This is a genomic window from Brevundimonas sp. Leaf363, from assembly GCF_001424025.1.
Taxonomy (GTDB): domain Bacteria; phylum Pseudomonadota; class Alphaproteobacteria; order Caulobacterales; family Caulobacteraceae; genus Brevundimonas.
In genome coordinates, this window is record NZ_LMPZ01000002.1 from 14,149 (window position 1) to 39,590 (window position 25,442).

26 protein-coding genes are annotated in these 25,442 nt (G+C 69.4%); 13 read left to right on the top strand and 13 right to left on the bottom strand.

The window, feature by feature from the left end; all coding sequences use genetic code 11:
* A complete protein-coding gene (locus ASG17_RS03160) occupies positions 1-1,320 on the bottom strand; it encodes a cyclopropane-fatty-acyl-phospholipid synthase family protein (RefSeq protein WP_056099089.1) in 1,320 nt (439 codons plus the stop codon).
* A gap of 207 nt (positions 1,321-1,527) precedes the next feature.
* Here ASG17_RS03160 and rplU point away from each other — a divergent pair, with 207 nt between their 5' ends.
* The 3 genes from rplU (at position 1,528) to ASG17_RS03175 (ending at position 3,163) form a co-directional block, all read left to right on the top strand.
* Positions 1,528-2,100 (top strand): 50S ribosomal protein L21, encoded by a 573-nt coding sequence (gene rplU / locus ASG17_RS03165; RefSeq protein WP_056099092.1) that lies wholly within the window; start codon positions 1,528-1,530, stop codon positions 2,098-2,100.
* A 65-nt stretch (positions 2,101-2,165) separates the two neighbouring features.
* A complete protein-coding gene (gene rpmA, locus ASG17_RS03170; RefSeq protein ID WP_056099094.1) occupies positions 2,166-2,456 on the top strand; it encodes a 50S ribosomal protein L27 in 291 nt (96 codons plus the stop codon).
* A 173-nt stretch (positions 2,457-2,629) separates the two neighbouring features.
* Complete coding sequence (locus tag ASG17_RS03175) at positions 2,630-3,163, top strand: GNAT family N-acetyltransferase (protein WP_056099096.1); 534 nt, start codon at positions 2,630-2,632, stop codon at positions 3,161-3,163.
* Between the two features lie 4 nt (positions 3,164-3,167).
* Here ASG17_RS03175 and ASG17_RS03180 read toward each other — a convergent pair whose 3' ends face one another.
* The 3 genes from ASG17_RS03180 to ASG17_RS03190 form a co-directional block, all read right to left on the bottom strand.
* Positions 3,168-3,362 (bottom strand): hypothetical protein, encoded by a 195-nt coding sequence (locus tag ASG17_RS03180; protein ID WP_056099099.1) that lies wholly within the window; start codon positions 3,360-3,362, stop codon positions 3,168-3,170.
* A 125-nt stretch (positions 3,363-3,487) separates the two neighbouring features.
* Complete coding sequence (locus ASG17_RS03185) at positions 3,488-4,090, bottom strand: BA14K family protein (protein WP_056099101.1); 603 nt, start codon at positions 4,088-4,090, stop codon at positions 3,488-3,490.
* A 49-nt stretch (positions 4,091-4,139) separates the two neighbouring features.
* The gene (locus tag ASG17_RS03190) at positions 4,140-4,649 is read right to left on the bottom strand and encodes a hypothetical protein (RefSeq protein ID WP_056099104.1); all 510 of its coding nucleotides are present in this window, start codon (positions 4,647-4,649) and stop codon (positions 4,140-4,142) included.
* A gap of 116 nt (positions 4,650-4,765) precedes the next feature.
* Here ASG17_RS03190 and ASG17_RS03195 point away from each other — a divergent pair, with 116 nt between their 5' ends.
* The 7 genes from ASG17_RS03195 (at position 4,766) to ASG17_RS03225 (ending at position 14,202) form a co-directional block, all read left to right on the top strand.
* A complete protein-coding gene (locus ASG17_RS03195) occupies positions 4,766-5,968 on the top strand; it encodes a threonine ammonia-lyase (protein ID WP_056099107.1) in 1,203 nt (400 codons plus the stop codon).
* Positions 5,949-6,476 carry an FKBP-type peptidyl-prolyl cis-trans isomerase gene (locus ASG17_RS03200; RefSeq protein WP_056099108.1) on the top strand — a complete coding sequence of 176 codons (528 nt, stop codon included), beginning with the start codon at positions 5,949-5,951 and terminating at the stop codon, positions 6,474-6,476. The genes ASG17_RS03195 and ASG17_RS03200 overlap by 20 nt, the downstream gene beginning before the upstream one ends.
* Positions 6,477-6,533: 57 nt before the next feature.
* Positions 6,534-7,004 carry a hypothetical protein gene (locus ASG17_RS03205; protein WP_056099111.1) on the top strand — a complete coding sequence of 157 codons (471 nt, stop codon included), beginning with the start codon at positions 6,534-6,536 and terminating at the stop codon, positions 7,002-7,004.
* A 123-nt stretch (positions 7,005-7,127) separates the two neighbouring features.
* Complete coding sequence (gene lpdA / locus ASG17_RS03210) at positions 7,128-8,528, top strand: dihydrolipoyl dehydrogenase (protein WP_056099114.1); 1,401 nt, start codon at positions 7,128-7,130, stop codon at positions 8,526-8,528.
* 88 nt (positions 8,529-8,616) lie between these two features.
* Positions 8,617-9,375: an ImuA family protein gene (locus tag ASG17_RS03215; protein WP_056099117.1), complete on the top strand. Its 759-nt coding sequence runs from the start codon at positions 8,617-8,619 to the stop codon at positions 9,373-9,375.
* A complete protein-coding gene (locus ASG17_RS03220) occupies positions 9,287-10,834 on the top strand; it encodes a DNA polymerase Y family protein (protein WP_082496089.1) in 1,548 nt (515 codons plus the stop codon). Before ASG17_RS03215 ends, ASG17_RS03220 begins: the two co-directional genes overlap by 89 nt.
* Positions 10,831-14,202 carry an error-prone DNA polymerase gene (locus ASG17_RS03225; RefSeq protein ID WP_056099119.1) on the top strand — a complete coding sequence of 1,124 codons (3,372 nt, stop codon included), beginning with the start codon at positions 10,831-10,833 and terminating at the stop codon, positions 14,200-14,202. Before ASG17_RS03220 ends, ASG17_RS03225 begins: the two co-directional genes overlap by 4 nt.
* A 163-nt stretch (positions 14,203-14,365) precedes the next feature.
* On the opposite strand, the gene ASG17_RS03230 is transcribed toward ASG17_RS03225, so the two are convergent.
* On the bottom strand, positions 14,366-14,896 hold the full coding sequence (locus ASG17_RS03230; RefSeq protein ID WP_056099121.1) for a GcrA family cell cycle regulator: 531 nt from the start codon (positions 14,894-14,896) through the stop codon (positions 14,366-14,368).
* 176 nt (positions 14,897-15,072) lie between these two features.
* Between ASG17_RS03230 and ASG17_RS03235 the strand changes: the two genes are divergently transcribed.
* A complete protein-coding gene (locus tag ASG17_RS03235) occupies positions 15,073-15,894 on the top strand; it encodes an ABC transporter permease (RefSeq protein ID WP_056099124.1) in 822 nt (273 codons plus the stop codon).
* A gap of 38 nt (positions 15,895-15,932) precedes the next feature.
* The gene (locus ASG17_RS03240; RefSeq protein WP_056099127.1) at positions 15,933-16,826 is read left to right on the top strand and encodes a M28 family metallopeptidase; all 894 of its coding nucleotides are present in this window, start codon (positions 15,933-15,935) and stop codon (positions 16,824-16,826) included.
* On the opposite strand, the gene ASG17_RS03245 is transcribed toward ASG17_RS03240, so the two are convergent.
* The 6 genes from ASG17_RS03245 to ASG17_RS03270 form a co-directional block, all read right to left on the bottom strand.
* Positions 16,823-17,509, bottom strand: a complete 687-nt coding sequence (locus tag ASG17_RS03245; protein WP_056099130.1) for a hypothetical protein — start codon at positions 17,507-17,509, stop codon at positions 16,823-16,825. The two genes, ASG17_RS03240 and ASG17_RS03245, sit on opposite strands and share 4 nt — an antisense overlap.
* 3 nt (positions 17,510-17,512) lie before the next feature.
* Entirely contained in the window at positions 17,513-17,812 is a 300-nt protein-coding gene (locus tag ASG17_RS03250; RefSeq protein WP_056099134.1) for a hypothetical protein, read from the bottom strand.
* Complete coding sequence (locus tag ASG17_RS03255) at positions 17,763-18,227, bottom strand: hypothetical protein (protein ID WP_056099137.1); 465 nt, start codon at positions 18,225-18,227, stop codon at positions 17,763-17,765. The genes ASG17_RS03250 and ASG17_RS03255 overlap by 50 nt, the downstream gene beginning before the upstream one ends.
* Positions 18,228-18,240: 13 nt before the next feature.
* A complete protein-coding gene (locus ASG17_RS03260) occupies positions 18,241-18,612 on the bottom strand; it encodes a hypothetical protein (RefSeq protein WP_056099140.1) in 372 nt (123 codons plus the stop codon).
* A 29-nt stretch (positions 18,613-18,641) separates the two neighbouring features.
* Positions 18,642-19,115 carry a helix-turn-helix transcriptional regulator gene (locus ASG17_RS03265; protein WP_056099143.1) on the bottom strand — a complete coding sequence of 158 codons (474 nt, stop codon included), beginning with the start codon at positions 19,113-19,115 and terminating at the stop codon, positions 18,642-18,644.
* A gap of 74 nt (positions 19,116-19,189) precedes the next feature.
* On the bottom strand, positions 19,190-21,172 hold the full coding sequence (locus ASG17_RS03270; RefSeq protein WP_082496090.1) for a hypothetical protein: 1,983 nt from the start codon (positions 21,170-21,172) through the stop codon (positions 19,190-19,192).
* Positions 21,173-21,401: 229 nt separating this feature from the next.
* Here ASG17_RS03270 and ASG17_RS03275 point away from each other — a divergent pair, with 229 nt between their 5' ends.
* Positions 21,402-22,013: a DUF6655 family protein gene (locus tag ASG17_RS03275; protein ID WP_056099146.1), complete on the top strand. Its 612-nt coding sequence runs from the start codon at positions 21,402-21,404 to the stop codon at positions 22,011-22,013.
* On the opposite strand, the gene ASG17_RS03280 is transcribed toward ASG17_RS03275, so the two are convergent.
* Together ASG17_RS03280 and ASG17_RS15630 are read right to left on the bottom strand one after the other, a co-directional pair.
* Positions 22,010-23,311, bottom strand: a complete 1,302-nt coding sequence (locus ASG17_RS03280) for an RsmB/NOP family class I SAM-dependent RNA methyltransferase (protein WP_056099149.1) — start codon at positions 23,309-23,311, stop codon at positions 22,010-22,012. The genes ASG17_RS03275 and ASG17_RS03280 overlap by 4 nt on opposite strands.
* Positions 23,308-25,296: a potassium transporter Kup gene (locus ASG17_RS15630; protein ID WP_056099151.1), complete on the bottom strand. Its 1,989-nt coding sequence runs from the start codon at positions 25,294-25,296 to the stop codon at positions 23,308-23,310. The genes ASG17_RS03280 and ASG17_RS15630 overlap by 4 nt, the downstream gene beginning before the upstream one ends.
* Between the last annotated feature and the right edge of the window lie 146 nt (positions 25,297-25,442).

The window sequence follows — 25,442 nt, forward strand, 5'->3', positions numbered from 1 at the left end:
CTAGCGGTCGTATTCGCTGCGCGGGTTCAGCGGCAGGCGCGAGCGGCCCGAGCGGCGGCGCTGGGCCACCGTCTGGTAGTTCAGGGACACGCCGCGCTCGAAGCCCTTGGCGAACAGGGCGAAATACAGGGCCCACAGGCGCGTGCGCGCCTCGCCGACCAGGCCGTAGGCTTCCTCGCGGTTGTCCCACAGACGCTTGGCCCATTCGCGGATGGTCAGGTCGTAGTGGGCGCGCATGTTCTCGACGTCCATCACCTCGAAGCCGTAGCGGCCCAGGTTGTTGACGGTCATGCCGATGGTGTCGAGTTCGCCGCCCGGGAAGATGAAGCGGGTGATGACCTTGGTCGTGGCGTTCGGGCGCGCCGCGCCGTCCGCGTCGCCGCGCCTCACCGTCGCCTGGTGGAAGTACAGGCCGCCCGGCTTCAGCAGCCGGTGCATATGGCGGAAGTGGGCCTCGTGGTTGGCGAAGCCGACGTGCTCGAACATCTCCACCTGCGCCACGGCGTGATAGAGCCCCGACCCGGCGATCTCGCGGTAGTCGCGTAGTTCGAAAGTGACGCGGTCCGCCACGCCCATCGCTTCGGCGCGGGCCCGGGCCCAGTCCAGCTGGGCCTGCGACAGGGTGACCCCATGCACGTGCACGCCGTAGCGGGCGGCGGCCCAGCACGACAGGCCGCCCCAGCCGCTGCCGATGTCCAGCAGCTTCAGGCCGGGCTTCAGACGCAGCTTCCTGCAGATCCGGTCGAACTTGGCCCCCTGCGCCTCATCAAGGGTGGCGTCCGGCGAGGGGTGCCAGCCGCTGGAGTAGGCCATCGTCTCCCCCAGGAAGAGACGGTAGAAGTCGTTGCTGACGTCGTAGTGGAAGCTGATGAAGTCCTTGTCGCGCCGCTGCTTGCGGGCGTGCCCGACGCCGTCGACGCCGGACGCATCCCAGGCCGGCGGCTGGGTCGCCTCGCCATCGCCCCGCTTCAACAGGAAGGGGACGGCCAGCCGCAGCATCAGCCCCTTGTCCAGCCGCTTGGCCAGGTTCATCGCCTTGCCGTAGTCCCAGCGGTCCACGGCCTCCAGCGGACTGCCGCCCTCGACCCGCAGCTCGCCGGTCGCGATCAGTTCGAACAGCATCATCAGGCCGGGCTTGAGGATCAGCCGGCGGATGACGTCCGGCCGGGCCACCACCACCTGGATGTCGTCCCGCGCGTTCGGACCCAGCGGCAGAACCTCGCCGGTCCACAGCCGCAGCGACAGATCGGCCTGCAGCAGGTCTGCGAAATGCGACGCCATACGGCGGGCGGCGTCGATGCGGGGATCGGGCTTGGACATGGGACTGCGATCGCTCTTGGCATGACGCGGGCGGCGCGGCTAGACCGCCGTTATCACGCGATGCGGCGCCGTCCGGGTGTGGGTCCGGTGCGGAATCTGGGGCCTTTCGCGTTGACTCCGAGGCGCCTGTCCGTATATGTCGCCGCTCTTCGCCCGCGGGGGTCTCCCGGCGGGCGCATTCTTTTTTGCGTCGACTGAGGCTCAACCATGTACGCGGTGATCAAGACCGGCGGCAAGCAATACCGGGTTCAACCGGGTGACGTGATTGTCGTCGAGAAGCTGGACGGCGACGCCGGCGCCGAGCTGAAGTTCGACAGCGTCCTGATGCTGGGCGGCGACGCCGGCGTCACCCTGGGCGCCCCGCTGATCGACGGCGCGGCCGTCGCGGCGACCCTGATCGAGACCCGCAAGGGCGAGAAGATCAAGATCTTCAAGAAGACCCGTCGCCAGGGCTATCGCCGCACGACCGGTCACCGTCAGCACGAATCGGTCCTGCGCATCACCGGCATCGACGGCGCCGGCGAGAGCGCCAAGTGGGACGGTTCGGTCTCGCTGATGACCAAGGCCGAGATGAACCTGCGCGCCCGTGGCCTGGCCACGCGTGACGCCGCGTCCGATCTGGGTTCGACTTCCACGGTCGTGACCGATCACGACGGCGCTCATGTCGACGCTGTGGTGGTCGAAAGCTCGGCGCCCGTCGAAAAGGCTCCGGCCAAGAAGGCTCCGGCCAAGAAGGCCGCCGCCAAGACTGAAACCGCCGCCTCGTCCGACGAAGCGTAAGAACACAGACCGCGCTCAATCGGGCCGCAAGGCCGGTCGCGCGCTAAGGAAGCAGGAGCGCCCAGATGGCTCACAAGAAATCCGGTGGTTCGTCGCGTAACGGTCGCGACTCCGAGTCGAAACGCCTCGGCGTGAAGAAATACGGCGGCGAGCGCGTGCTGGCCGGCAACATCATCGTGCGCCAGCGCGGCACGACCTTCCATCCCGGCGACAACATCGGCATGGGCCGCGACCACACCCTGTTCGCCCTGACGCCGGGTGCCGTGCAGTTCACGCGCAAGGGCAATGGCCGCTGTTACGTGTCGATCCTTGCGGCGAATGATGACGCCGCTGCGGCCGCCGTCGCCGCCGAGTAACACGCCCGACATCGCCGGGTCGTGTTGCTCCTCCAGAGAAGCAGCCGATCGGGGTCCAAGGGAAGTATTCCGCGGGGAGCCTGGATCACCAGGCTCCCCGTTTTCGTTTCCCCGCCTCAAGCCGCCCGAGCCCTCCGAAGGAGGCGGCGTTCGAGACCTGAGGCGCCTATTCCATGTGCGTGATCGAACCCGCCCCCGTCGTCGAGACGCGGCGTCTGGCCCTGCGCAGCCCGCAGGCCCAGGACATCAGCCGTTTGGCCAGCATGGCCAACGACCCCGACATCGCCCGCATGACCCTGCGGATGCCGCACCCCTACCGATCGCAGGACGCCGAAAGCTTCGTGCTGAACGTGGCCGTCCAGGATCCCAGGCGTGCGCGCACCTTCCTGATCGACCATGAGGACCACGGCCCGGTCGGCGTCATCGGTCTGTTCGAGGACGGCGATGTCGCGCCGGAGGTGGGCTACTGGATCGGGCGCGACTACTGGGGCCGGGGCTTCGCCACCGAGGCGCTGGACGGCGCCCTGGTCTGGGCCAGTCGCAACTGGAAGCGCCGCGCCCTGGTGGCCGGCCACTTCAGCGACAACCCGGCTTCGGGCCGGGTGCTGGAAAAGGCGGGCTTTCTCTACACCGGCGAAGTCCGCACGGGCTTCAGCCGCGCGCGGGCGGCCGAGACGCAGACCCGCCGCATGGTGTGGCTGCCGTAGAGGCCTAGCCGCCGATGGCGGGCGCGACGAATACGACCACGGCGGTGATGGCCGCCGCCGTGGCCACCGCCGCACCGGCGGCGAAGGCGATGGCGGTGCGGGCCTTGCGACGACGCAGGCCGCCGGGCTTCAGCGCCCTGATGTAGACGAAGGGCCGGCGCTCGAAAGCCTCAGAGCCGGTGATGTTGTGCTGGGACATGAACGCGCTCCCCTGAACTGGATGGGTTCAGGGACGGGTGCGCGATGGCCAAAGGATGGCGAACGCGGATCACCCACGGCTTTGTGCGTTTTGCCGCACGCCCGGCCCCCAGGCGCCCGAACGGATCAGCCGCAGAAGATCAGCCGCCCGCTGTAGCCGCGGTAGAAGCCGCTGCCCGGATCGTAGGAGCGGAAACGAGCGCGGCAGTAGCCGATGCGGCCCGGATCGCGCGGGCCGTTGTAGGTCTGGCCGTAGCTATGGCCATAACCGCCGCCGCCGGCGCCGTAGACCAGATCCGGCCGGCCGTAGGCCCCGTAGTAGGCCTGTCCGGCCGGCTGATAGCCGTAGCCGTAGCCGCCGCCATAGCCGCGCCCGTGACCGTAGTAGCCGCTCTGGCCATAGCCGTAGTTGTGGCCGTAACCGCTGTTCCAGCGGCTGGACGCGCGCCGCTGATCACGCCAGCGCGCCCCGCAGTCCGTGCGGTTGGCGTCCCAGAAGGCGTCGCAGCGATAGTCGCCGGGAACGTCGGCCTGGCCGTTGTAACTGCGGTCGTAGCCCCAGCTGCGCCGCTGCGGCGCACGATAGCCGTAGCCCGAGTTGTAGCCGCCATAGGCCGAGTAGCCCTGGCCCGAGTACCCCTGGCCGTAATAGCCCTGCGCCTGGGCGGCGCCGGGCGTAACCAGCGGGACGGCGGCGAGGGCGAGGGCGGCGAAGAGCAGGCTGCGCATGGTTAATCTCCAGGGACGCGGCCAGACCCTCGCGGGCCGGGCGAGGGGTTTAGAGGGTCAGGTTGGCGATGCGGCCGCCGCGGGTCTGGACCCGCTGCATCAGGACGATGGGCTCCCCGCCCTGGGCGCGAACGGGGACGATGACGAACCAGCTGCCGTCGGGCAGGCCGGAGAAGCTGAAGGCGTTGCCCGCGCACGTCGCCGAGCGGACGAAGTTTCGGTAGTCGGCGTTGGGATCCGCCACGTCGCGGGCGCGCACCACGGCCACCGGCACGGCGGCGCGATCCGTCGATCCGTACAGGGTCTGGAACCGGGCGCGGGTGTAGGGCGTGTCCGGCGTCAGGCCGACCGACCCGATGCAGTCGAAGGCCTTGCCGTCGGCGCGGTAGGCGACGCGGCCTTGCACGGAGTTCTGGCCGCCCCGCGCGGACCAGGCGAAGTCCTCGGCGGCGAAGCGGGCGGGTCCCGGGCCCGACATCATCGGCCCCGGCGTGGTGGCGCAGGCGGCCAGGCCCAGCATCGACAGGGCGGCGGCTGCGGCGGTGAAACGGCGGATCATGGCGTGTCCTCCCGACGGACAGTTCCGGACATCACGCCTAACGCAACGGCCAAGGTCAAGGTTGCGGGCGAGCGGACCCGGCGCCACAAGGCGCGATCACCCAGTACGAGTGTTCCGTGACGGTCTCATACGACGACATCCGCGCGGCCCAGCGCCGCATCGCCGGCCAGGTGGATCGCACCCCGGTTCGCCATTCCCGCCGCCTGTCGCGCCTGACGGGGGCGGAGGTCTGGGTGAAATACGACAACCTGCACTTCACCGGCAGCTTCAAGGAGCGCGGCGCCTTGAACCGCCTGCTGTCCTTGACCGAGGACGAACGACGCCGCGGCGTCGTGGCGGCCTCGGCCGGCAATCACGCCCAGGCCCTGGCCTATCACGGCGGCCGCCTTGGCGTGCCGGTGACCATCGTCATGCCCGAGGGGACCCCCTTCACCAAGGTCGACGGCACCCGCAGCCACGGCGCGACCGTGGTCATCAAGGGCGCCGACTTCACCGGTTCGACCACCGAGGCGCACCGCTTCCGCGACGAGGAGGGGATGGTCTTCATCTCCGCTTTCGACGACGAGGGCATCGTCACCGGCCAAGGCGTCTGCGCGCTGGAGTTCCTGGAGGACGCGCCGGACCTCGACGCCCTCATCATCCCGATCGGCGGCGGCGGCCTGATCGCCGGCTGCGCCATCGCGGCCAAGGCGATCAAGCCGGACATCCGCATCTTCGGCGTCGAGACCGAGATGTATCCGTCCTTCGCCGCCCGGCGGCGGGGCGAGACGCCCAAGTGCGGCGGGGCCACCATCGCCGAGGGCATCGCCATCAAGGCGGTGGGCGACATCACCTTCGCCCTGGCCGATCCGCTGGTCGAAGACATCCTGGTCTGCGCCGAGGAGGATTTCGAAAAGGCGGTCTCGCTCTACGCCACGCTGGAGAAGACGGTGGCGGAGGGCGCCGGCGCCGGCGGTCTGGCCGCCCTGCTGCGCTATCCGGAGCGGTTCGCCGGGATGCGGGTCGGGCTGGTGCTGTGCGGCGGCAATATCGACGCGCGGATGCTGGCCGTGGTGCTGAACCGCGAGATGGTCCGCGAGCGGCGCCTGATCGTCTATCGCATCCTCGGCGACGATCGGCCGGGCATGCTGTCGGCCATGGCGGCCGTGATCGGCGGCCTGGGCGGCAACATCATCGACGTGGTCCACAACCGCCTGGCGCTGGACGTCCCGGCCAAGGGCGCCGAGTTCGACATCATGGTCGAAACGCGCGATAGCGCCCACGCCGACGAGATCGGCAAGGCTTTGAAGGACCAAGGCTATGCGCTTCGGATGGGTTAGCGTCGCGGTGGTCGCCGTTCTGGCGACGGCGGCCTGCAAGAAGACCGAAGCGCCCGCCGGCGACGGCGCCGAGCAGGCCGCGGCCGCGCGCTTCTTCCTGGAATCGAATGGTCGCGCCGAGGGCGTGACCACCCTGCCCAGCGGCCTGCAGTACAAGGTGGTCCAGTCCGGCCCGCCCGGCGGCGAGAGCCCCGACCGCAACGATCTGGTCCGCGTCGACTACGAGGGCGCGCTGACCGACGGCCGCGTGTTCGACAGCAGCTATCAGCGCGGCGCCCCGGCCGTCTTCACGCCCGAGACTGTCGTGCCCGGCTGGACCGAGGCCCTGCAGCACATGAAGGTCGGCGACGAGTGGGTGCTCTACGTGCCGCCGGCCCTGGGCTATGGCGAAGAGGGCGCGCCGCCGACCATCCCGGGCAATGCGGTGCTGGTGTTCAAGCTGAAGCTGCTGGATCTGGCCCGCGTGCCGGGCGGCGGTTCCGCCGGCGTAGGCTCGGCCAACGGCTAAGGGTCGCCGCGCTCGTCGACCGGTGATAGGCTGACCCGAACACTGGGACGGTTCATCATGAAAATCCTTCGGTTTCTGATCGTTATCCTGATCCTTGGCTATGCCGGCTGGCTGATCTGGCCGGTGGTGTCGCCCTTCCTGGAGGGCGCGGCCCCCAGCGTCGCCGCCAACCGCGCGGGCGCCGAGGTGACCACAGACGGCATTCCCACGGCCATCCTGTGGGTCGGGGCGGGCGCGCTCTACATCATCGCGGCGCTGCTGCTGGGCTCCGGCAATCCGCGCGCGGCCTTGGCCTATCTGCTGGGCTTCGCGGCCGATGCGGCGCTGCGCCTGGCGATCGACCGCGGCGGCGCCAGTGGCCCGGCGGACATCAACGCCCGCTCGGCCGACATGGCGGCCCCGATGACGACGGGCGGGGTCGATCCGACCTGGCTGATCCTGGGGGCGTTGGTCGTGGTCGGGGTGCTGGTCTTCGTCGCCAGCCGCCGCATCCGCCGCGTCCGTACGCCGGGGCGCCTGGCCGTCTGAACGACTGGCGGCGGACGTTTCGCCGCCCCATCTAGGCCTTGGCGGTTGACCCGGGCGGGTCGGGCGCTAGTTATCGCCGCGCCTCCCGCCTTCCCGCGCCCCTCAGAGACCCCGAGCAGACCCATGGCCGAAGCCCAATATGACGTCGTCATCATCGGAGGCGGCCCCGGCGGTTACAACGCCGCGATCCGCGCGGGCCAACTGGGGCTCAAGGTCGCCTGCGTCGAGATGCGCGCCACCCTGGGCGGCACCTGCCTGAACGTCGGCTGCATGCCGTCCAAGGCGTTGCTGCACGCTTCGGAACTGTTCGACGCCGCCAACAGCGAGTTCGCCAAGATCGGCATCGAGGTCTCGCCCAAGCTGAACCTGCCCCAGATGCACAAGGCCAAGGACGACAGCGTCACGGCCCTGACCAAGGGCATCGAGTTCCTGTTCAAGAAGAACAAGGCCGACTGGATCAAGGGCAAGGGCAAGATCGTCGGCAAGGGGCAGGTCGAAGTCACCGCCGCCGACGGCTCCAAGTCGGTTCTGGCCGCCAAGAACATCGTCATCGCCACCGGCTCCGAGCCGACCCCGCTGCCGGGCGTCGCGTTCGAGGAGGGCAAGGTGATCGATAGCACCGGCGCCCTCTTCCTGCCGGCGGTGCCCAAGAAGCTGATCGTCGTCGGCGCCGGCATCATCGGTCTGGAGCTGGGCTCGGTCTGGCGTCGCCTGGGCGCCGAGGTGACGGTGGTGGAGTTCCTGGACCGCATCACGCCCGGCATGGACACCGAGGTCGCCACCACCTTCCAGCGCGTCCTGACCAAACAGGGCATGAGCTTCAAGCTGGGCGCCAAGGTCACGGCCGCCAAGTCGGGCAAGGACGGCGTGGAACTGACGGTCGAACCGGCGGCCGGCGGCGCGGCCGAGACGATCAAGGGCGACGTGGTTCTGGTCGCCATCGGCCGCCGTCCGTACACGGACGGTCTGGGTCTGGACGTGCTGGGCGTGACGCCCGACAAGCGCGGCTTCATCGACCACGACCACTTCAAGGTGGCGGATGGCGTCTGGGTGATCGGCGACGTGACCCACGGCCCGATGCTGGCGCACAAGGCCGAGGAAGACGCCGTGGCCGTGATCGACACCATCGCCGGCAAGTACGGCCACGTCGACTACGCCCTGGTCCCCAGCGTGGTCTACACTTTCCCCGAAGTCGCCTGGGTCGGCCAGACCGAGGACCAGCTGAAGGCCGCCGGCGTCCAGTACAAGAAGGGCAAGTTCCCCTTCACCGCCAACAGCCGCGCCAAGATCAACCACGAGACCGACGGCTTCGTGAAGGTGCTGGCCGACGCGACGACGGACAAGGTGCTGGGCGTCCACATCGTCGGCCCGCAGGCCGGCGAGATGATCCACGAGGCCGCCATCACCATGAGCTTCGGCGGCGCCTCGGAAGACATCGCCCGCACCTGCCACGCCCACCCGACCCGCTCCGAAGCCGTCCGCCAGGCGGCTATGGATGTCGAAGGCTGGATGATGCAGGCCTGATCCCGGCGGCGCCCTCCCCAGAAAAGGAGAGGGCGCCTTTCGGACTCCGCTTGACTCTGACCCGCTGGAAGGCGGCATATGAGAACAAATGGAGAACAAAAAGTCAGACATGGAGGCTTTGCGGCGGCGCCTGGCGACGCTGGAAAGACGCGCGCCGTGGGACGCCGGCTTGCAGGGCCGCGCGGACGCCGCGTTCGATCCGACCCAGCTGGGATCGGGCGTTCTGCATGACCTCTATGCCGAGAGCGCGGCCGATGCGGCGGCGCTGAACGCCTTCGCCCTGGGATGCGCGGTGCGGGCCGCCAGGGGGAGGACCATCGTCTGGACGCTGCAGAGCATGGCCCTGCACGAAGGCGGCGATCCCTACGGCCCAGGGCTGAATGAACTGGGCGTCGATCCGGGCCAGGTGCTGCTGGTCAGGACCACGGATGAGACGGCCTTGCTGGGCGTGGGCGAGGAGGCGCTGGCCAGTCCCGCTGTCGGGGCGGTGGTGCTCAGCGCCTGGGGCGAGGCCAAGGCCTTTTCCCTGACCGCCAGCCGGCGCCTGTCGATGGCGGCGCGCGGCGGGGGAGGGACCGTCTTCATGGCCCGCGTCTCGGCCGAGCCGGCGACCAGCGCGGCAGAGACGCGCTGGAGCCTGCGCTCGGCTCCGTCCGATCCTCTGGAGGCCGATGCACCCGGCCGCCCTCGGATCGCCGCCACCCTGACCCGGCGTCGGGGCGGCGGCGCCCTTCAAACCTGGATCATGGAGTGGGACCGTGACGCGGGGTCTTTCATCCTCCCGCAGGCACCTGGCCGTCTGGTTCCCCTTCCTGCCCACCGACCGGCTGGCGCGCGCGCGGCCTGAGGCGTCGGGCGCCCCGGTCGTGCTGGTCGAGAAGCAGCGCGGCGCGCTGCGACTGGCGGCGGTCGATCCCGAGGCGCTGGCGCTGGGCCTGCAGACCGGCATGACCCTGGCGGACGCGCGGGCGCGTGCGCCGGGTGTCGAGGCCATGCCTTATGACGCGGCCGCCGATGCGGCGTGGCTGGGCCGCCTGGTGACGGCCTTCGGGCGGTTCTCGCCCATGGCGGCGCGGGACGAACCCCACGGGCTGATGCTGGACGTGACCGGCTGCGCCCACCTGTTCGGCGGCGAAGGCGGACTGGTCGAGGCGGCGCGCGCCCTGGCGGAGCGGGCCGGACTGCAGGCGCGACTGTCCCTGGCGCGCACGCCCCAGACCGCCCGCGCGCTCAGCCGTTTCGGGCGCGGCGGCATCGTGGCTGCAGGGGAGGATCGGGCGGTCGCACGCCGTCTGCCGGTCGCGGCGCTGGAGGCGCCGGGCACCGACACGGTCGCCCTGAAGCGGGCCGGGCTCAAGACGCTGGGCGATCTGGATGACCGGCCCCGCGCATCGCTGGCTGCGCGGTTCGGCGCGGACTTCGCCCAGCGGCTGGATCGCACGCTGGGCCTGACGGATGTCCGCATCACGCCGGCGCGGTCCCCGTCCCCTATTCGCGCGGACGGCGTCTTCTTCGAGCCCATCCAGGAGACCGAGGCCCTGCAGGGCGTCATCGCCGATCTGCTGACCGAGACGGAAGGCCTGCTGGAGGCGCGCGGCCTGGGCGCCCGGCTGTTCCTGCTGACCGTCTTCCGCATCGATGGCGAGCAGCGACGGATCGGCGTGGGGGTGCGCGAGGCGCTGCGGGACGCCCGCGTGATCGAACGGCTGTTGCGCGAGCGACTGGCGTCGCTGGCCACGCCCATCGATCCCGGCTTCGGCCTGGACCAGGTCCGTATCGAGGCGGCGCGGCTGCGGGTCATGGCGCCGGACCAATCGGCGTTCGAGGTCCTGGGCCGCCCGGCCGCAGCGCTCGATCCCCTGGTGGACCAGCTGTCCGCGCGCCTGGGCGCCGGCGCCGTGCTGACCCTGACGTCCGGTGCGTCACATCTGCCGGAGCAGGCCGGTCGGATGTCGTCGGCGACCCGGACCGAACCCGCAGTGGGATCGGATTGGCCGTCGCTGCTGCCCGGCGATCCGCCTTTGCGTCCGCTGCACCTGTTCGACCCGCCCCAGCCGGTCGAGGCGGTGGCTTTGGCGCCCGACAGCCCGCCCGCCCGCTTCACCTGGCGCCGCATCCAGCACCGCATCGTGCGCGCCGAGGGGCCCGAGCGGATCGAGGAGGAATGGTGGCTGCGGCCCAAGGCGCGCCTGCGCGACTATTACCGCGTCGAGGATGCGGAAGGCCGCCGCTTCTGGCTGTTCCGCGCCGGCCGGTTCGGAGACGAGCCCGGCCCGCGCTGGTACCTGCACGGCCTGTTTCCATGAGCGACTATGCGGACCTGGTCTGCGCCAGCAACTTCTCCTTCCTGCGCGGGGCGTCGCATGCGGAAGATCTGGTTCTGACCGCCATCCTGCGCGGTCACACCGGTCTGGGACTGGCCGACCGAAACACGGTCGCGGGCGTGGTGCGGGCCTGGAGCACGCTGAAGGCCATGCGGCTGGACGGCTGCTCGCCCTTGCAGAAGGTGCGGGAGGGCGGCGGCCCCGGCGAAATCGGCTTCGTCGAGAATCCGCTGCACGCCGGCGTCGATCCCGATCTGGTGAAGGCCCGCGCCCAGTGCTTCAAGCTGGCGACCGGCGCGCGGCTGGCCTTCAACGACGGCACGCCAGACATCGTCGCCTATGCCGAGACGCGGGCGGGGTGGGGGCGGCTCACGCGGTTGCTGACCCTTGGCAATCGGCGCGCCCAGAAGGGCGATTGCCAGATCGGCCTGGGCGATCTGCTGGCCGCGCCGGAGGATCTGCTGTTGATCGTCATGCCGGGACGGCGGCTGGACGGTCTGGAGCGGCTGCTGGACCGGTTGGCCGATGCGGCGCCCGCCGCCGCCTGGCTGGGCTGCGTCATGAGCCGGGCGGGCGACGACCGCCGGCACCTGATGCGGTTGCGGGCCCTGGCCGAGCGGACGCAGACGCCGCTTTTGGCCGTCAACGACGTGCTCTACCACGACCCGGGCCAGCGAGACCTTCAGGACGTCATGACCTGCATCCGCGAGGGCGTGACCATCCACACGGCGGGCCGGCGTCTGAACGCCAACGCCGAACGCTATTTGAAGCCGGCCGAGGAAATGGCGCGCCTGTTCCGCGATGCGCCGGACGCCATCGCGGCGACGCAGGACGTGCTGGCCCGCGTCGGCTTCGACCTGTCGGAACTCAGCTACCAGTATCCTGAAGAGCCCGTCCCGCCGGGTTGGGAGGCCCAGGCCTGGCTGGAGACCCTGACCCGCCGTCATGCCGAGCAGACCTATCCCGACGGGGTGCCTGAAAAGGTCCAGCGTCTGCTGGTCAAGGAGCTGGCCTTCATCGCCAGAAAGAGGTTCGCCCATTACTTCCTGACCATCTACGACATCGTCCGCGTCGCGCGGGACATGCGCATCCTGTGCCAGGGCCGGGGGTCGGCGGCGAACTCGGCGGTCTGCTACGTGCTGGGCGTCACCTGCGTCGACCCGGCCGAAAGCGACGTGCTGTTCGAACGCTTCCTGTCCGACGACCGGGACGAACCGCCGGACATCGACGTCGATTTCGAGCACGAGCGGCGCGAGGAGATCATCCAGCATCTTTATCAGCGCTATGGCCGCCAGCGCGCGGGCATCGCCGCGACGGTCATCCGATATCGCCCGCGCAGCGCCATCCGCGAGGTCGGCAAGGCGATGGGCCTGACCGAGGACGTCACCGCCCGGCTGGCGAGCGGGCAGTGGGGCAGCTACGGCGCCTCCATCCCCGACCGCGACATCCGCCAAGCGGGCATGTCGGTGGAGAACCCGGAAATCCGCCGCACGGTCGATCTGGCGACGCGGCTGCTGGGCTTCCCGCGCCACCTGTCACAGCACGTCGGCGGCTTCGTCCTGACGCAGGATCGGCTGGACGAAATGGTCCCGATCGGCAACGCCGCCATGCCGGACCGTACCTTCATCGAGTGGGACAAGGACGACATCGACGCCCTGCGCCTGATGAAGGTGGATGTGCTGGCGCTCGGCATGCTGACCTGCATCCGCAAGGCCTTCGACCTGATGGCTGGGCACGAGGCCGTGGAGCACGAACTGGCCAGCATCCCGAACGACGACGCGGGCGTCTACGACATGCTGTGCAAGGGGGATTCCATCGGCGTCTTCCAGGTCGAGAGCCGGGCCCAGATCAACATGCTGCCGCGCCTGAAGCCGCGCGTCTTCTATGACCTGGTGATCGAGGTGGCGATCGTGCGCCCGGGCCCGATCCAGGGCGACATGGTCCATCCCTATCTGCGGCGCCGGAACGGTCAGGAAGTGGTGGAGTACGCCTCGCCTCATCCCGATCATGGACCGAAGAACGAACTGGAGCTTGTGCTGAAGAAGACGCTGGGCGTGCCCCTGTTTCAGGAGCAGGCGATGAAGGTGGCCATGGTCGCCGCCAGATTCAACGACGCCGACGCCAACGGCCTGAGGAAGGCCATGGGCACCTTCCGGGGCGACGGCAATATCCACCTCTATGAAGACAAGATGGTCGGCCGCATGACCGCGCGCGGCTATCCGCCCGCCTTCGCCCAGCGCTGTTTCGACCAGATCAAGGGCTTCGGCTCCTACGGCTTTCCCGAGAGCCATGCGGCGTCATTCGCCAAGCTGGTCTACGTTTCCTCCTGGATCAAACACCACCACCCCGCCGCCTTCTGCTGCGCCCTGCTGAACAGCCAGCCGATGGGGTTCTATGCGCCGGCGCAGCTGGTGCGGGATGCCCAGGAGCATGGGGTGGAGGTGCGGCCGGTGGATGTGAGCTTCAGCGGCTGGGACAATGCGCTGGAGGCTGCGGCCGGCTCTACGGGCGGGGTGGCGGTGCGGCTGGGGTATCGCCAGATCGACGGGTTCAAGACCGAGTGGGCGCAGAAGCTGGCGGCCTGTCCGGTGCGGCCGGGGGATGATGTCGAGAGCCTGGCGCGGCGGGCGGGCTTGCGGGCGGCGGCGATGCGCAAGCTGGCGGATGCCGACGCCTTCCGGTCGCTGGGGCTGGACCGGCGTGAGGCGCTGTGGGCGATCCGGCGGTTGCCGGACGACGACGCCCTGCCGCTGTTCGCCGCCGCCGATGCGCGCGAGCTGGGGGCGGAGGAGGATGCGCGCCTGCCGGTCATGCCGTTGGGGGAGCATGTGGCGGCGGATTATCAGACCGTGCGGCTGAGCCTGAAGGCGCACCCCATGGCCATCCTGCGGCCGGTGTTCGAGGCCGAACGGGTGATCAGCTGCGCGGCGACGGAGGCGAAGCGCGGCGGCTCGGTGGTGCGCACGGCGGGCGTGGTCCTGGTGCGACAGCGACCCGGCGGCGGCAAAGCCATCTTCGTCACCCTGGAGGACGAGACCGGCGTGACCAACGTCGTGATGTTCGAGAAGACCTTCGAGGCCTTCCGGGGCGTGGTCATGTCGGCCCGGCTGATGGAGGTCGAAGGGGTGGTCGAGAAGAGCCCGGAGGGCGTCACCCACCTGATGGCGCGGCGCATCTTCGATCGGACCGACGAACTGGGCCGACTGTCGGAGGATCACCAGACGACGGTGGAGCTGTCACGCGCCGATGTCGGGGCGCATCCGCAGTACTCGCGCCACACCCGTCCGCAGGCCGGCGGGCGGCATCCACGTGACGTGCGGATCCTGCCGGGATCGCGGGATTTTCACTGATCGGACGGGCGAAGCGGGTCGGGGCTGCGTCAACCCGGATGAACCGCAGCCCCGCCCCCGAACCCGCGGCCCTGCGGCCGACGGGGCGGATGCGGCCCTGGCCCGGCGATCCGGGCTGGGGGCGTCTGAAAAACCGGCCCGGCGACGGGGCCGGCGTCTTCGATCAGATGTAGCGACGCAGCGAGCGGGCCAGTTCGGTCGCGCCGTCCTTGCCGCCGCGGCGGACCTGGGGCTGGTAGGCGACGCGGGCGTGTTCGACGCAGTAGACGCCTTCCGAGGCGCGGCGGCCGCAGAAGCTGAACTCACGCGACGAGGGGTCGCCGATCGGCCATTTGCACATGTGGGCGCCCAGGGTCATGACCGTGGCGGTGCCGGGCAGGTCGACGATCGGCGGCGCGGGCGGCGTCGGCGGAACGGGGCCGTTCGGACGCATGGCAACGGCTTCGATGCGGCGCGGGGCCGACGGCTGGGCCATCACCGGCTGGGCCGGGCGCGGACGGGCCGTGCGGAAGGTGGCGCGCGCCGGTTGAGAGGGCGCCGCACGGCCGCTGAGGCCCAGACGGTGCACCTTGCCGATCACGGCGTTGCGGGTCACGCCGCCGCCCAGGGCCTTGGCGATCTGGCTGGCCGATTGGCCCTCAAGCCACAGCTTCCTCAGCGCGCCGACGCGATCATCAGTCCAGCCTGCGGTCATCCCACCCTCCGATATCGATTCAATATCTTGGGTCGTCGAAATCTCGACCCACCACTAATCGTAAACGACCCCTTAACAGACGCAACATCTGGGAATCACCCTGTCCACAGAAACAAGATGTTGAATCGTCCACAGGCAGGCTTGCGATAAGGCCCGCGCCGCCGCATCTGCGGCCCATGACCCTGCTGACTGACCCGACGCCCCATGCCCTGCCGCAACCGCGGCGCTACGACGGGATCAACTGGGTTGGACTGAAGACCCTGTATTTGCGGGAGGTTCGCCGCTTCTGGAAGGTCGGGGCCCAGACGGTCGCCGCGCCTGTGGTGACGACCCTGCTCTATATGCTGGTCTTCGTGGTGGCGCTGAAGGGGTCGCGCCCGCCGCTGCACGGCACCCCCTTCGCCGAATTCGTGGCGCCGGGTCTGATCATGATGGCGATCATGAACAACGCCTTCGCCAACGCCTCGTCCAGCCTGATCCAGGCCAAGATCATGGGCACCTCGACCGACTTCCTGACCCCGCCGCTCAGCCCGCTGGAGCTGACCATCGGCTTCTCGTTGGGCGCCGCCACGCGCGGGCTGGTGGTCGGGACCGTCACGGCGATCTGCGTCCTGCCCTTCGCGCGGCTGGGCGTCGCCAACCTGTTCGCCATCGTCTGGTTCGGCCTGACCGCATCGCTGGTGATGGGGATGGCGGGCGTGCTGGCCGGCCTGTGGTCCGAGAAGTTCGACCACCTTTCGGCGGTCCAGAACTTCGTGGTCATGCCGATGACCTTCCTGTCGGGCGCCTTCTACCTGGTCGACCGACTGCCGGAGCCGTTTGCGACCATCAGCCACTTCAACCCGTTCTTCTACCTGATCGACGGCTTCCGCTCGGGCTTCATCGGCCATTCGGAGAGCCAGATCTGGATCGGCATGGCGATGACCGGAGTGCTGGTCCTGACCCTGGCCGTCGCGTGCTGGCTGGTGTTCCGCTCGGGCTGGCGGCTGAAGAGCTGACCGCCTAGGCTGGCTCTCGCTTTCGAGGGGAGCCATCCATGCGCCTGTTCCACATCGCCGCCGCGCTCGCGCCGCTGCTGATCGCCGCCCAGCCCGTGATGGCCCAGGATCTGGATCTGCGCGCCCAGGTCGCCGCCCTGATCCAGCCGACCAACGCGGCCCGCACCGAGGCGGTCGTCGCCCAGTTGCGCGCCGCCGGTTTCGAGCCCGCGATCGAGACCTTCGCCGGCGGTGGCGAGGGTTCGCCGATGGAGGGCCGCAACATCGTCGCCGCCTTCGGTCCCGAGACCGGCCCCGAAATCCTGCTGGTCGCCCACTATGACGCCGTCGTGCTGCAGGACGGGACGCTGTCGCAGGGCGTGGTCGACAACGGCGGCTCGGTCGTCGCCATGATCGAGGCGGCCAAGCGGCTGAAGGACCGGCCGTTGCGGCGCCGCGTCCGCATCCTCTTCACCGACCAGGAAGAGCTGGGGCTGGTCGGCGCGAAGGCCTGGCTGGCGGCCCACGGCAAGGAAGGCCTGGCGGCCGTCATCAACTCCGATGTCGCGGCTTACGGCGACACCATGATGTACGGGCTGAACAACGGGGCGCAGTCGGCCGGCGTGGTGCGCTCGCTGCGCATGACGTGCGCGGCGCAGGCCCTGCAATGCGTCGGCTACCCGATGTATCCGCCCAGCGACGACCGCGTGTTCTCGGCGGCCGGCGTTCCGACCGTCTCGGTCGGCTTCCAGGATGAGATCGGCGCGCACCAGATGTGGCTGCTGGTCAACACGCCGGACCACGGCGGCTTTACGCCGGAGACCATGCCCAAGGTCTTCCGAGTCATCCATTCGCCCGCCGATCGGATCGAGGAAGCCGCCCCGGCCGCGCTCGCTCGCATGGCCGATGTCTATGCCGCCCTGGTCGAACAGGTCGACCGCGACCTGCCCTAGTTCGTCGCCGGTTCGCTCCAGCGGGCCAGTTCGGCCAGATAGGTCGGATCCTCGAACTTGCGCGGGCCCTTGGCGGTCCAGACCGCGCTGTCGGGGCTGAAGGTCCAGTCCATCCAGCCGGGATCCTGTCCGAAGTCGTGGATCGCGACGCGCCCGGCCAGAGCGTCCACCGTCTGCGCCAGCGCCAGTTGATCGACGTACCAGTCCCAAGTCGTCGCCGCGCCCAGCCGCCGGGCCAGGGCGTCGAAGAAGATCTCTCCGCCGGGGCCCATCAGCGCCAGGCCCGCCATCACCCGGCTGTGCTCGACCGCCTCGGGCGCGCGCCCGGTCGTGTCGCGCAGAAACAGGCCCACCGGAACGTGTGGCGGGTCCAGCCGTCGCCGCACGATGGAGTCGGCGTCCAGGATCACCAGTCGGTCGTGGGGCTGGGGCTGGGACCGATAGACCAGCGGCGCGCGCATGAAGCGGCAGGCGGCGTACCAGGCGCGGTTCACCGGCGCGCCGGCTTCCTCCGAATAGGTTACGGCCGGGTGGTCGACCCGGTGCGTGTCCGGCGCCGGATTGATCAGGTGCAGATGAACGCGATTGCCGGACGTGATCGCCGAAAGAATGAAGGCGCGTCCGAACTGGTCGTGGAAGGCCCCGTCACACGCCGCGAACAGCAGGACGCCGGAGCGGGCCACGGCCTAGCGCTCGATCAGCGACAGGCCGTCGGTTGCGACCCGCGTCGGCGAGCGGGCGATCCAGAAGCGCAGGGCGGCCAGGGCCTTGCTCTCTGACCGGTCGGTGCGGCCGCCGGAATCCATGTTGTAGAGCACCACGTCGCACATGGCGGCGGCGTGCTGGGGATCGACCACGGTGGTGCGCAGGATCACCTGTTCGCACCCCTCCATGAGCTCGGCTTGGTCGTCGTCGAGGTCGGGCTTGAAGGCCAGACTACGCCATGTCTCGATGGCCTCCTGGATCTGGGCGGGTGTCTTGAACAAGGCGCATCTCCTGCGCGAGGCGCCGGGAAAGCCAGGCTTCCAGGGCGCCGATGAAAAGAAAGGCCGTGAAGGCCAGCCACAGGGCGCGCCTGAGGCCGACCCCCGACCAGGTGTGGATGCCCGGCGTGATCCAGGGCCATGCATGGCTGACGACGGTCAGCAGCTGCGACGCCGCCGCGAAGATCAGCCACCAGCGCTCGCCACGCTCGGCCAGGGCCCAGAGGATCAGGAACAGCGCGGTGTTGGTCAGGGCCACGCCGGCCCGCCAGCCTCCGATCTGGAGGGGCGAGGCCAGCGTCTCGACCAGAACCGAGGCCACGATCGCCGCAACGGCCCACCGGTCGACCGGCCGACCGATCGCCGCCAGGACGATCAGTGGGACGGCGCCGAGACCGTAAACGACGAGATACTCCATGGCTCCGTGGGGCTTAGCCGATGACGCGGGGTTTTTCCGGCACGTTCTCGCCGGGCTTTTCATAGCCGCACGACGGGGCTTCGATCCCGATGCGGCCCGCCATCCGCTCCATGCGCGCATGCATGCCGACCACCTGGCCGCGCAGGGCGACCGCGGTGGGGATGACCTGCGCCAGATCCTCCAGCACTCCCTGGCCCAGGCCGGCGGCGATGCGGGCGTCCAGTCGGCCGCCGGTCAGGGTCTGGCCGATGGAGCTGGCGCGGATGATGGCCTCGTCGATGAGGCGTTCAAGCTGGTTGACGTCTTCGGCCAGGACGGCGCCGACGGCGGCCAGACGCGACTGGGCGCCGGCGCTGTATTCGAGGGGATGCAGGGATTTGGACAAGGGCAGGAACCTCCAATGGCGAGACACGCTCACCGGTAGGCCGCCTCCATCAGGTACAGCCCCGCCCCGAGCACCACCAGGATCACCGCCAGCAGCAGCGCGCTTAGCAGGATCAGGGTTAGTTTCGGCCCCCGCCAGGCGGCGGGGGTGCGCCAGCGTCCCATGCTGGCGTAGAGCCCGAGAAGGCCTCCGCCGGTCCGCCGGTAGCTGTCCCCGGCGAACGAACGGCCGTCGGTGACCGCTCCGATCTGCGGGGCGGCGCCGGGGTGGGGAATGGGTAATGGTTGACCTGAGTAGTCGCTACTCATGTTCGGCTGGTACTCGACGCCCAGCACGCGCGCGGCGGCGCGGCGGTCCGAAACGCCCAGCTTGCGATAGGCGGCGGCCAGATGGTTGGCGACGGTTCGCGGCGACAGGTTCAGCTCAACCGCGATCTCCTTGTCCTGAAGTCCGCGCGCGGCCATCCGCAGGCAAGCCTCTTGCGCGGGCGTCAGTTTCTCCATCCGCTTGCAACCCCTCCCTGAACGCAACCGTACGCTTGGTTAACTCAGGTAAGGTTCAGCACGAAGAGGGAAAATCAGCCTTCGGCCAGAACGATCAACCGATCTTCGGGCAGAAACTCCTGCGCCTGGCTCTTCGAGGGATTGACCACAACGCCGCCCATGTTGCGGGCGTCGGCGCCGTCTTCCTCTCGCCGGCGGCGGTAGCCGATGGCGGTCTCGCCGCGGCGGCGGGCCGCTTCCATCAGGGTATAGCCGCTGACCGGCCGGCCCAGGTCCACATAGTCCCCGATGGGACGCATGTAGATTTCCGAGCCCTCTTCATCCAGCAGGTCGCCGAAGATGTCGGACAGGTATTCGTTCTCCGAGGCCTGGGCCAGCATCAGGCTGATCAGCTTGTTCGACACCACGAAGTCGTCGGCGCGGGTCACTTCGGCCAGCTCGCGGTTGCGGATGTCGATCATTTCCGAGACCACGCTGACGCGCTGGCCCTCGCGCTCTGACAGCTTGCGCAGGTGCAGCAGAGTGATGAGCGTCCGCGTGTCGGCCGACTGGGCCTCTATCGTGTCCGAGTATCCCAGAACCATGACGCTGTCATAGCCCAGCGGGTTCAGCGCATCGATCGAGGCGGCGTGGCTGGTGTCGATGATCCGGGTCTCGACCTTCAGGTTCTTCGACCCCAGCGGCAGGGCCGCGATCTCGTCCAGCAGACCGGGCGTGTCGGCGGCGACCGTCAGCAGGGAGCCGGCCTTCACATACTTCGACAGCTCCGAGGCGATGATCGGTCCGCGTCGGTTCCAGCCCAGGATCAGCACCCGTTCGGCCGCACGGCGCGCCGCCTTGGGCTTGCGGATCTGCGTCGGATCGACCGCGTCCTCGGGCGGGGTCGTCATGCGTATGGCGGCGTCGTCCTCGGCGATGATGATGGCGCGCGCGTCCTCGGGGATGACCGTGTCCATCGGCGGATTCATCCGCGTCTGGCCGTCGGCGAACCGCAGCCCGATCAGGGCCGAGTCCTCATAGGCCGTCAGCGCCTCGCCGTAGGTCGTTCCCGCCAGTCCCTCCAGCTCGGTCGTGTAGATTTCGCAGCCGTCGAAATCGAGCAGTTCGGAATAGACGGCCGACAGGCCGGCCTGGCGGCTGGACTGCACCACGATACGGCTGATCAGGTCGTCGGCCAGCACCAGCTGCACCTCGTCGCCGCCCACGATGCGGGCCACCTCGGCGTTCTTGGCGTCGCGCAGCTCGGCGGCGATGCGATAGCGGTCGTCGCGGCGCTTGGGATCGTTGGTCAGGGCCAGGACCGTTTTGATGACCTGGCTGTCGGGATCGTCCGCGCCGTCCGGCGACACCACGACGATGGAGCGGCAGGCTTGCGGATTGACCAGCGACAGGTCGAACAGATCGGTCGGATCGCCCGAGCGGCAGATGATGCGCGTCTTGCCGGTCGGGCCGACCTTGTCGGCGATCTCGTCCTCCATCTCCACCTTGTCCTTGTCGGCCATGATGACGATGCGCGGCCGCTTGCGGCTGGCGTTGGCGATGGTCAGTTCGGAGATGATGTCGAAGATTGACGCCGACCAGTTCAGGATGACGGTGTGGTCGCTCTCCAGCACGCGCGAGCGACCCTTGCGCAGTTCGTCCAGCTTGGTGTCGATGCCGGTGGCGATGATGCCGATCAGCGCCGAGAAGACCAGGATGCCGGCCAGGGTCACGACCAGGGTGATCCCCCGGAACGCCCACCCGTCGTCCCCGCCCATGGCGCCAGCGTCCATGGTCCGCATCAACGACTGCCAGGCCGCCTCAATGACGTCGAAGCCGCCGTCCGGTCCGATGCGGGTGACGGTCAGCAGGATGGCGGCGACGACGATGACGATCAGCGAGATCAGCGCCAGCCAGCCCATCAGGGCGATCGGCCCGGCCGCCATCGACTTGTCGAATGCATAGCGAAGCCGCTCGGACAGGGTGACGTCGTACCCCCGGCTCTTGGTCACGCCCAGCTTGGCCGGCGCGCCCTTGCCGGCGGCGCGCGCCGCCGTCTGACGGATGATCGAACCCATGCCTGTCCCCCTTCCGATGCGCCCCCGCGCATCGGCGCGATCGGATCGCCGCGCCCGCCCTTGCATACGCCGACTGCCGGGCTTGGGAAGAGGGGGCCGTCGAAACGCGGTGTTAGGCGTTGCGCGTCCACAATGTGCACGGTGTCGTAATTTCGGCCATCTGGCGTGTGATCTTGCCATTCGCCGCCCGCCGCCTGGCGATGGGCGACCTCCAGGGGATAAGCGTTCGATGCTTCGACTGATCGTATCCGGAATGGCGGTCGCCGCTCTGGCCGGCTGCGCCTCAACGACCGAGAGCTACACATCGCGGACGGCGACGGAGCAGCTGCTGATCGCCCGCGCGGCCGATCGAGCCGTCGAGGGCCTGACGCTGCCGGTGCCGCCGGGGTCGCGGGTGTTCGTGGACCAGACCTATTTCCAGGGCGACGGCTCGGCCTACGCCATCAGCGCCATTCGCGGCGCGCTGTCGGACGCCGGCTATCTGCTGTCGCCGGACAAGGCGACGGCCGACGCGGTGTTCGAACTGCGGATCGGGGCCTTGTCGCTGGAACAGATGCGCCGCGTCGTCGGCCTGCCGCCCATGGCGGTGCCGATCAACGAGAACCTGAACGTGGTCTCCCTGCCGGAGCTGTCGATCTATAGCCGCCGTGACCGGGTCGGCATCGCCGAGTTCTCCGGCTTCCTCTACGACGGCCGCACGGGCGCACCGCTCGGCGCCATCGCGCCGCTGATCGGCGACTACCGCATCCGCAGCCATAAACTGCTGATGATGCTCAGCTGGGGCCAGCAGCAGGCCATGCCGGGCGAGCGCGACCCGGGCGACAGCTGGAAAGAATTCTAGGCGATCCGCTCGAAGGCGGCGATGAAAAAGCCGTCCAGGCCCCCTTTGTCCGCCCACATCGACGGCAGGATGCGCAGCCAGCCTTCGGGCGTCAGCGCCTCGGCCGGCGCGCCGACGGCGGCCGGATCGGCGGGGATCACGCGGAAGGCGGCGTTGCGGCGGGCGAAGGCGATGGCCTGGGTCTCGCCCTCCTCGCGCTCCAGCGAACAGACGCAATAGACCAGCCGGCCGCCGGGCTTCACCCGCTGGGCCGCCGCGTCCAGCAGGCGGTGCTGCACGTCGGCCAGTTTGGCGACGTCGGCGGGCTTCACCGCGCGCAGCGCCTCGGGGTTGCGGCGATAGGTGCCGGTGGCGGTGCAGGGCGCATCCAGCAGGACGGCGTCGAAGGTGCGGTCGTCCTCCCAGTCCTCGGCCGGGACGGCGATGACCTCGACCTCGGCGCCGATGCGTCTGGCGTTCTCGGTCAGGCGGCGCAGGCGGGGGGCGGATCGATCCAGCGCGACCACCGACGCGCCGGCGGCGGCCAATTGCATCGTCTTGCCGCCGGGCGCGGCGCACAGGTCCAGCGCGCTTTGGCCGGGCTGGATGTCCAGCAGGCGGGCGGGCACGGCGGCCGCCGCGTCCTGCACCCACCAGTCGCCGTCCGCATAGCCATGCCAGGTCGTCAGGTCGCCGCGTTTGCCGGTGCGGACGCCGCCGCCCGGCAGGACGACGCCGTCCAGCGCCATGGCCAGAGCGGCGGCGTCCACGCCGGGCTTGAGGCTGAGGTCGGTCGCCGGCTCCTGCCGCGTGGCCTCGGCCAGACCCGTCAGGGCCGCCTCACCGTAAGCGGCGCGCCACCGGGCGGCCAGCCAGTCGGGCAGGTTGGCGACGGGCGAGGTCTTGCCCGGTCCCTCACGTTCGATGCTGCGCAGGACGGCGTTGACCAGCGCCTTGAACGGGCGGGTCTTCTGATCGCGCTCGGCCAGTTTGACCGCCGTCGACACCGCCGCGAAGGCGGGCGTGCCCAGCACCAGCGTCTGGGCCAGCGACACCCGCAGCAGGGTCGTCACCTCCGGCCCCGGACGACGCTGCATCCGCTTGGACAGGATGGCGTCGATCTCGCCCAGCCGGCGCAGGGCGGCCATGGCCACGGCGCGGGCGAAGGCCCGGTCGGCGGGCGCCAGGGTCGAGACCGGCGGGCGCGTCATCGCCTCGTCCAGCCCCTGACGCTTCTCCAGCGCGGCGTTCAGCAGGACGCCGGCCGCGACCCGCGCCTCGATGCCCGCATCGGCGGGGGTCTCGACCGGATCGGTCAAACCGCGACCTGTGTGCCCAGCTCGACCACACGGCCGGGCGGGATGTGGAAGAAGTCGGTCGGGTTGGCGGCGTTGCGCATCAGGAAAATGTAGAGCTTGTCCTGCCACAGCGGCATGCCCTGGCTGGCCGATGGCACGACCGAGCGCCGGCCCAGGAAGAAGCTGGTCGACATGATGTCGAACTTCACCCCCTGCTTGCGGCACTGGCTGAGCGCCCGCGGGATCACGGGATTCTCCATGAAGCCGTAGGAGACGGTGATTTTCTTGAAGTCGTCGCTGATGGGCTCGATCCTGACGCGCTGACCCTCGGGCACGCGCGGCCGTTCGCTGGTGCGCACGGTCAGGATGACGTTCTTCTCGTGCAGGACCTTGTTGTGCTTGAGATTGTGCATCAGGGCGACCGGGGCGACATCGGGGTCGCTGGTCAGGAAGATGGCCGTGCCCGGCACGCGGTGCGGCGGGCGGGCGTGCAGCATTTCGATCAGGTCGCTGAGCGGCAGGCTGTCTTTCTTGGCCTTGTCGCTGAGGATCTGGCTGCCTCGCGTCCAGGTCCACATGATGACGATCAGGATGGCGCCCAGCACCAGCGGCAGCCAGGCGCCGTCGGGGATCTTCAGCAGGTTCGACGTCAGGAAGACGCTGTCGATGAAGCCGAACGGAATGAGCGCCGCCAGCGTCGCCCACAGCGGCCACTTCCATTTCCGCCGGATGACCGAGAAGCTCATCAGGGTGTTGATCAGCATGACGCCGGTGACCGCGACGCCGTAGGCCGCCGTCAGGTTATGCGAGCTCTGGAAGACGACCAGCAGCAAGAGGACGCCCACCATCAGGAAGGTGTTCACCGCCGGCACAAAGATCTGTCCGGCCTGGGTCTCGGACGTGAAGCGGATGTCGATGCGGGGCAGCAGGCCCAGCTGAACCGCCTGCTGCGTCACCGAGAAGGCGCCGGTGATCACCGCCTGCGAGGCGATGACGGTGGCGACGGTCGCCAGCAGCAGCATCGGCCAGTAGGCGATCTCGGGCACCATGCTCCAGAACGGGTTCTCGGAGGCCGCCGGGTTGTCCAGGATCATCGCGCCCTGGCCCAGATAGTTCAGCGTCAGGCAGGGCAGGACGAAGCACAGCCAGCCGGCGCGGATCGGCTTTTTGCCGAAATGCCCCATGTCGGCGTACAGCGCCTCTGCGCCCGTGACGGCCAGGAAGACGCTGCCCAGGATGATGAAGCCCAGCAGGCCGTCCTCGATCAGCAGCTGGACGCCGTAGTGGGGCGACAGGGCGCGCAGGATCGACGGGTCGTCGCCGATGTGCAGCAGGCCCAGGGCGCCCAGACACAGGAACCAGACGGCGGTGATGGGGCCGAAGAACTTGGCCAGGCCGGCGGTGCCGCGCGACTGGACCAGGAACAGGCCGATGAGGATGGCGGCCGAGACCGGCACGATGAAGGGGTCCAGCGATCCGCCCACGCCCGGCGCGTCCTTGACGCCCTCGATGGCGGACAGGACCGAGATGGCGGGCGTGATGATGCCGTCGCCGTAGAACAGGGCGGCGCCGCAGACGCCCAGGATGAAGATCCAGGCGCTGCGCCGGCCGATCGCGTGCTGGGCCAGGGCCATCAGGGCCAGGGTGCCGCCCTCGCCCTTGTTGTCCGCGCGCATGAGGAAGATGACGTATTTGAACGTCACCACGATCATCAGGGCCCAGAAGGCCAGCGAGACGACGCCGACCACGGCCAGGTCGCCGCCCACGCCCGAACGGGCATGGTCGATGGCTTCGCGCAGGGCGTAGAGCGGGCTGGTGCCGATGTCGCCGAAGACGACGCCGATGGCGCCGAGGGTCAGGGCCCAGAACGGACCCTTGGCGTGCCCGCCGGGACCGTGCGCGGCGTGCGCGTCGGCCGCGGGCTTGTGCGGGGCTTCAGCGGACCCGGACGCCGGCGCCAGCGAGGCGGGGGGAGCGCCGTCGCCGAGGGGAGTTTCCCCAGTCATGCGTATCCTCCGGGCGCCGCGAAGGCGGGCCCATCAAAGCGGCGAGCGCTTACGCCTATTCCGGTAGCGGTTCAATCGCGCCACCTGGGATTCCGCTTCACTCCGGTTGCAGATTTGGGAAATGACCCGATCCGCACTATCTAGGC

What these genes read in the sequence shown, in the direction of transcription:
- ASG17_RS03180 (WP_056099099.1), bottom strand. Translation starts at nt 3,362, where the DNA reads ATGTCCCAGCACAACATCACCGGCTCTGAGGCTTTCGAGCGCCGGCCC.
- ASG17_RS03160 (WP_056099089.1), bottom strand. Translation starts at nt 1,320, where the DNA reads ATGTCCAAGCCCGATCCCCGCATCGACGCCGCCCGCCGTATGGCGTCG.
- ASG17_RS03255 (WP_056099137.1), bottom strand. Translation starts at nt 18,227, where the DNA reads ATGGAGTATCTCGTCGTTTACGGTCTCGGCGCCGTCCCACTGATCGTC.
- ASG17_RS03225 (WP_056099119.1), top strand. Translation starts at nt 10,831, where the DNA reads ATGAGCGACTATGCGGACCTGGTCTGCGCCAGCAACTTCTCCTTCCTG.
- lpdA (WP_056099114.1), top strand. Translation starts at nt 7,128, where the DNA reads ATGGCCGAAGCCCAATATGACGTCGTCATCATCGGAGGCGGCCCCGGC.
- ASG17_RS03230 (WP_056099121.1), bottom strand. Translation starts at nt 14,896, where the DNA reads ATGACCGCAGGCTGGACTGATGATCGCGTCGGCGCGCTGAGGAAGCTG.
- ASG17_RS03215 (WP_056099117.1), top strand. Translation starts at nt 8,617, where the DNA reads ATGGAGAACAAAAAGTCAGACATGGAGGCTTTGCGGCGGCGCCTGGCG.
- ASG17_RS03190 (WP_056099104.1), bottom strand. Translation starts at nt 4,649, where the DNA reads ATGATCCGCCGTTTCACCGCCGCAGCCGCCGCCCTGTCGATGCTGGGC.
- ASG17_RS03270 (WP_082496090.1), bottom strand. Translation starts at nt 21,172, where the DNA reads ATGGGTTCGATCATCCGTCAGACGGCGGCGCGCGCCGCCGGCAAGGGC.
- ASG17_RS03205 (WP_056099111.1), top strand. Translation starts at nt 6,534, where the DNA reads ATGAAAATCCTTCGGTTTCTGATCGTTATCCTGATCCTTGGCTATGCC.
- rplU (WP_056099092.1), top strand. Translation starts at nt 1,528, where the DNA reads ATGTACGCGGTGATCAAGACCGGCGGCAAGCAATACCGGGTTCAACCG.
- ASG17_RS03240 (WP_056099127.1), top strand. Translation starts at nt 15,933, where the DNA reads ATGCGCCTGTTCCACATCGCCGCCGCGCTCGCGCCGCTGCTGATCGCC.
- ASG17_RS03235 (WP_056099124.1), top strand. Translation starts at nt 15,073, where the DNA reads ATGACCCTGCTGACTGACCCGACGCCCCATGCCCTGCCGCAACCGCGG.
- rpmA (WP_056099094.1), top strand. Translation starts at nt 2,166, where the DNA reads ATGGCTCACAAGAAATCCGGTGGTTCGTCGCGTAACGGTCGCGACTCC.
- ASG17_RS15630 (WP_056099151.1), bottom strand. Translation starts at nt 25,296, where the DNA reads ATGACTGGGGAAACTCCCCTCGGCGACGGCGCTCCCCCCGCCTCGCTG.
- ASG17_RS03200 (WP_056099108.1), top strand. Translation starts at nt 5,949, where the DNA reads ATGCGCTTCGGATGGGTTAGCGTCGCGGTGGTCGCCGTTCTGGCGACG.
- ASG17_RS03175 (WP_056099096.1), top strand. Translation starts at nt 2,630, where the DNA reads ATGTGCGTGATCGAACCCGCCCCCGTCGTCGAGACGCGGCGTCTGGCC.
- ASG17_RS03265 (WP_056099143.1), bottom strand. Translation starts at nt 19,115, where the DNA reads ATGGAGAAACTGACGCCCGCGCAAGAGGCTTGCCTGCGGATGGCCGCG.
- ASG17_RS03185 (WP_056099101.1), bottom strand. Translation starts at nt 4,090, where the DNA reads ATGCGCAGCCTGCTCTTCGCCGCCCTCGCCCTCGCCGCCGTCCCGCTG.
- ASG17_RS03275 (WP_056099146.1), top strand. Translation starts at nt 21,402, where the DNA reads ATGCTTCGACTGATCGTATCCGGAATGGCGGTCGCCGCTCTGGCCGGC.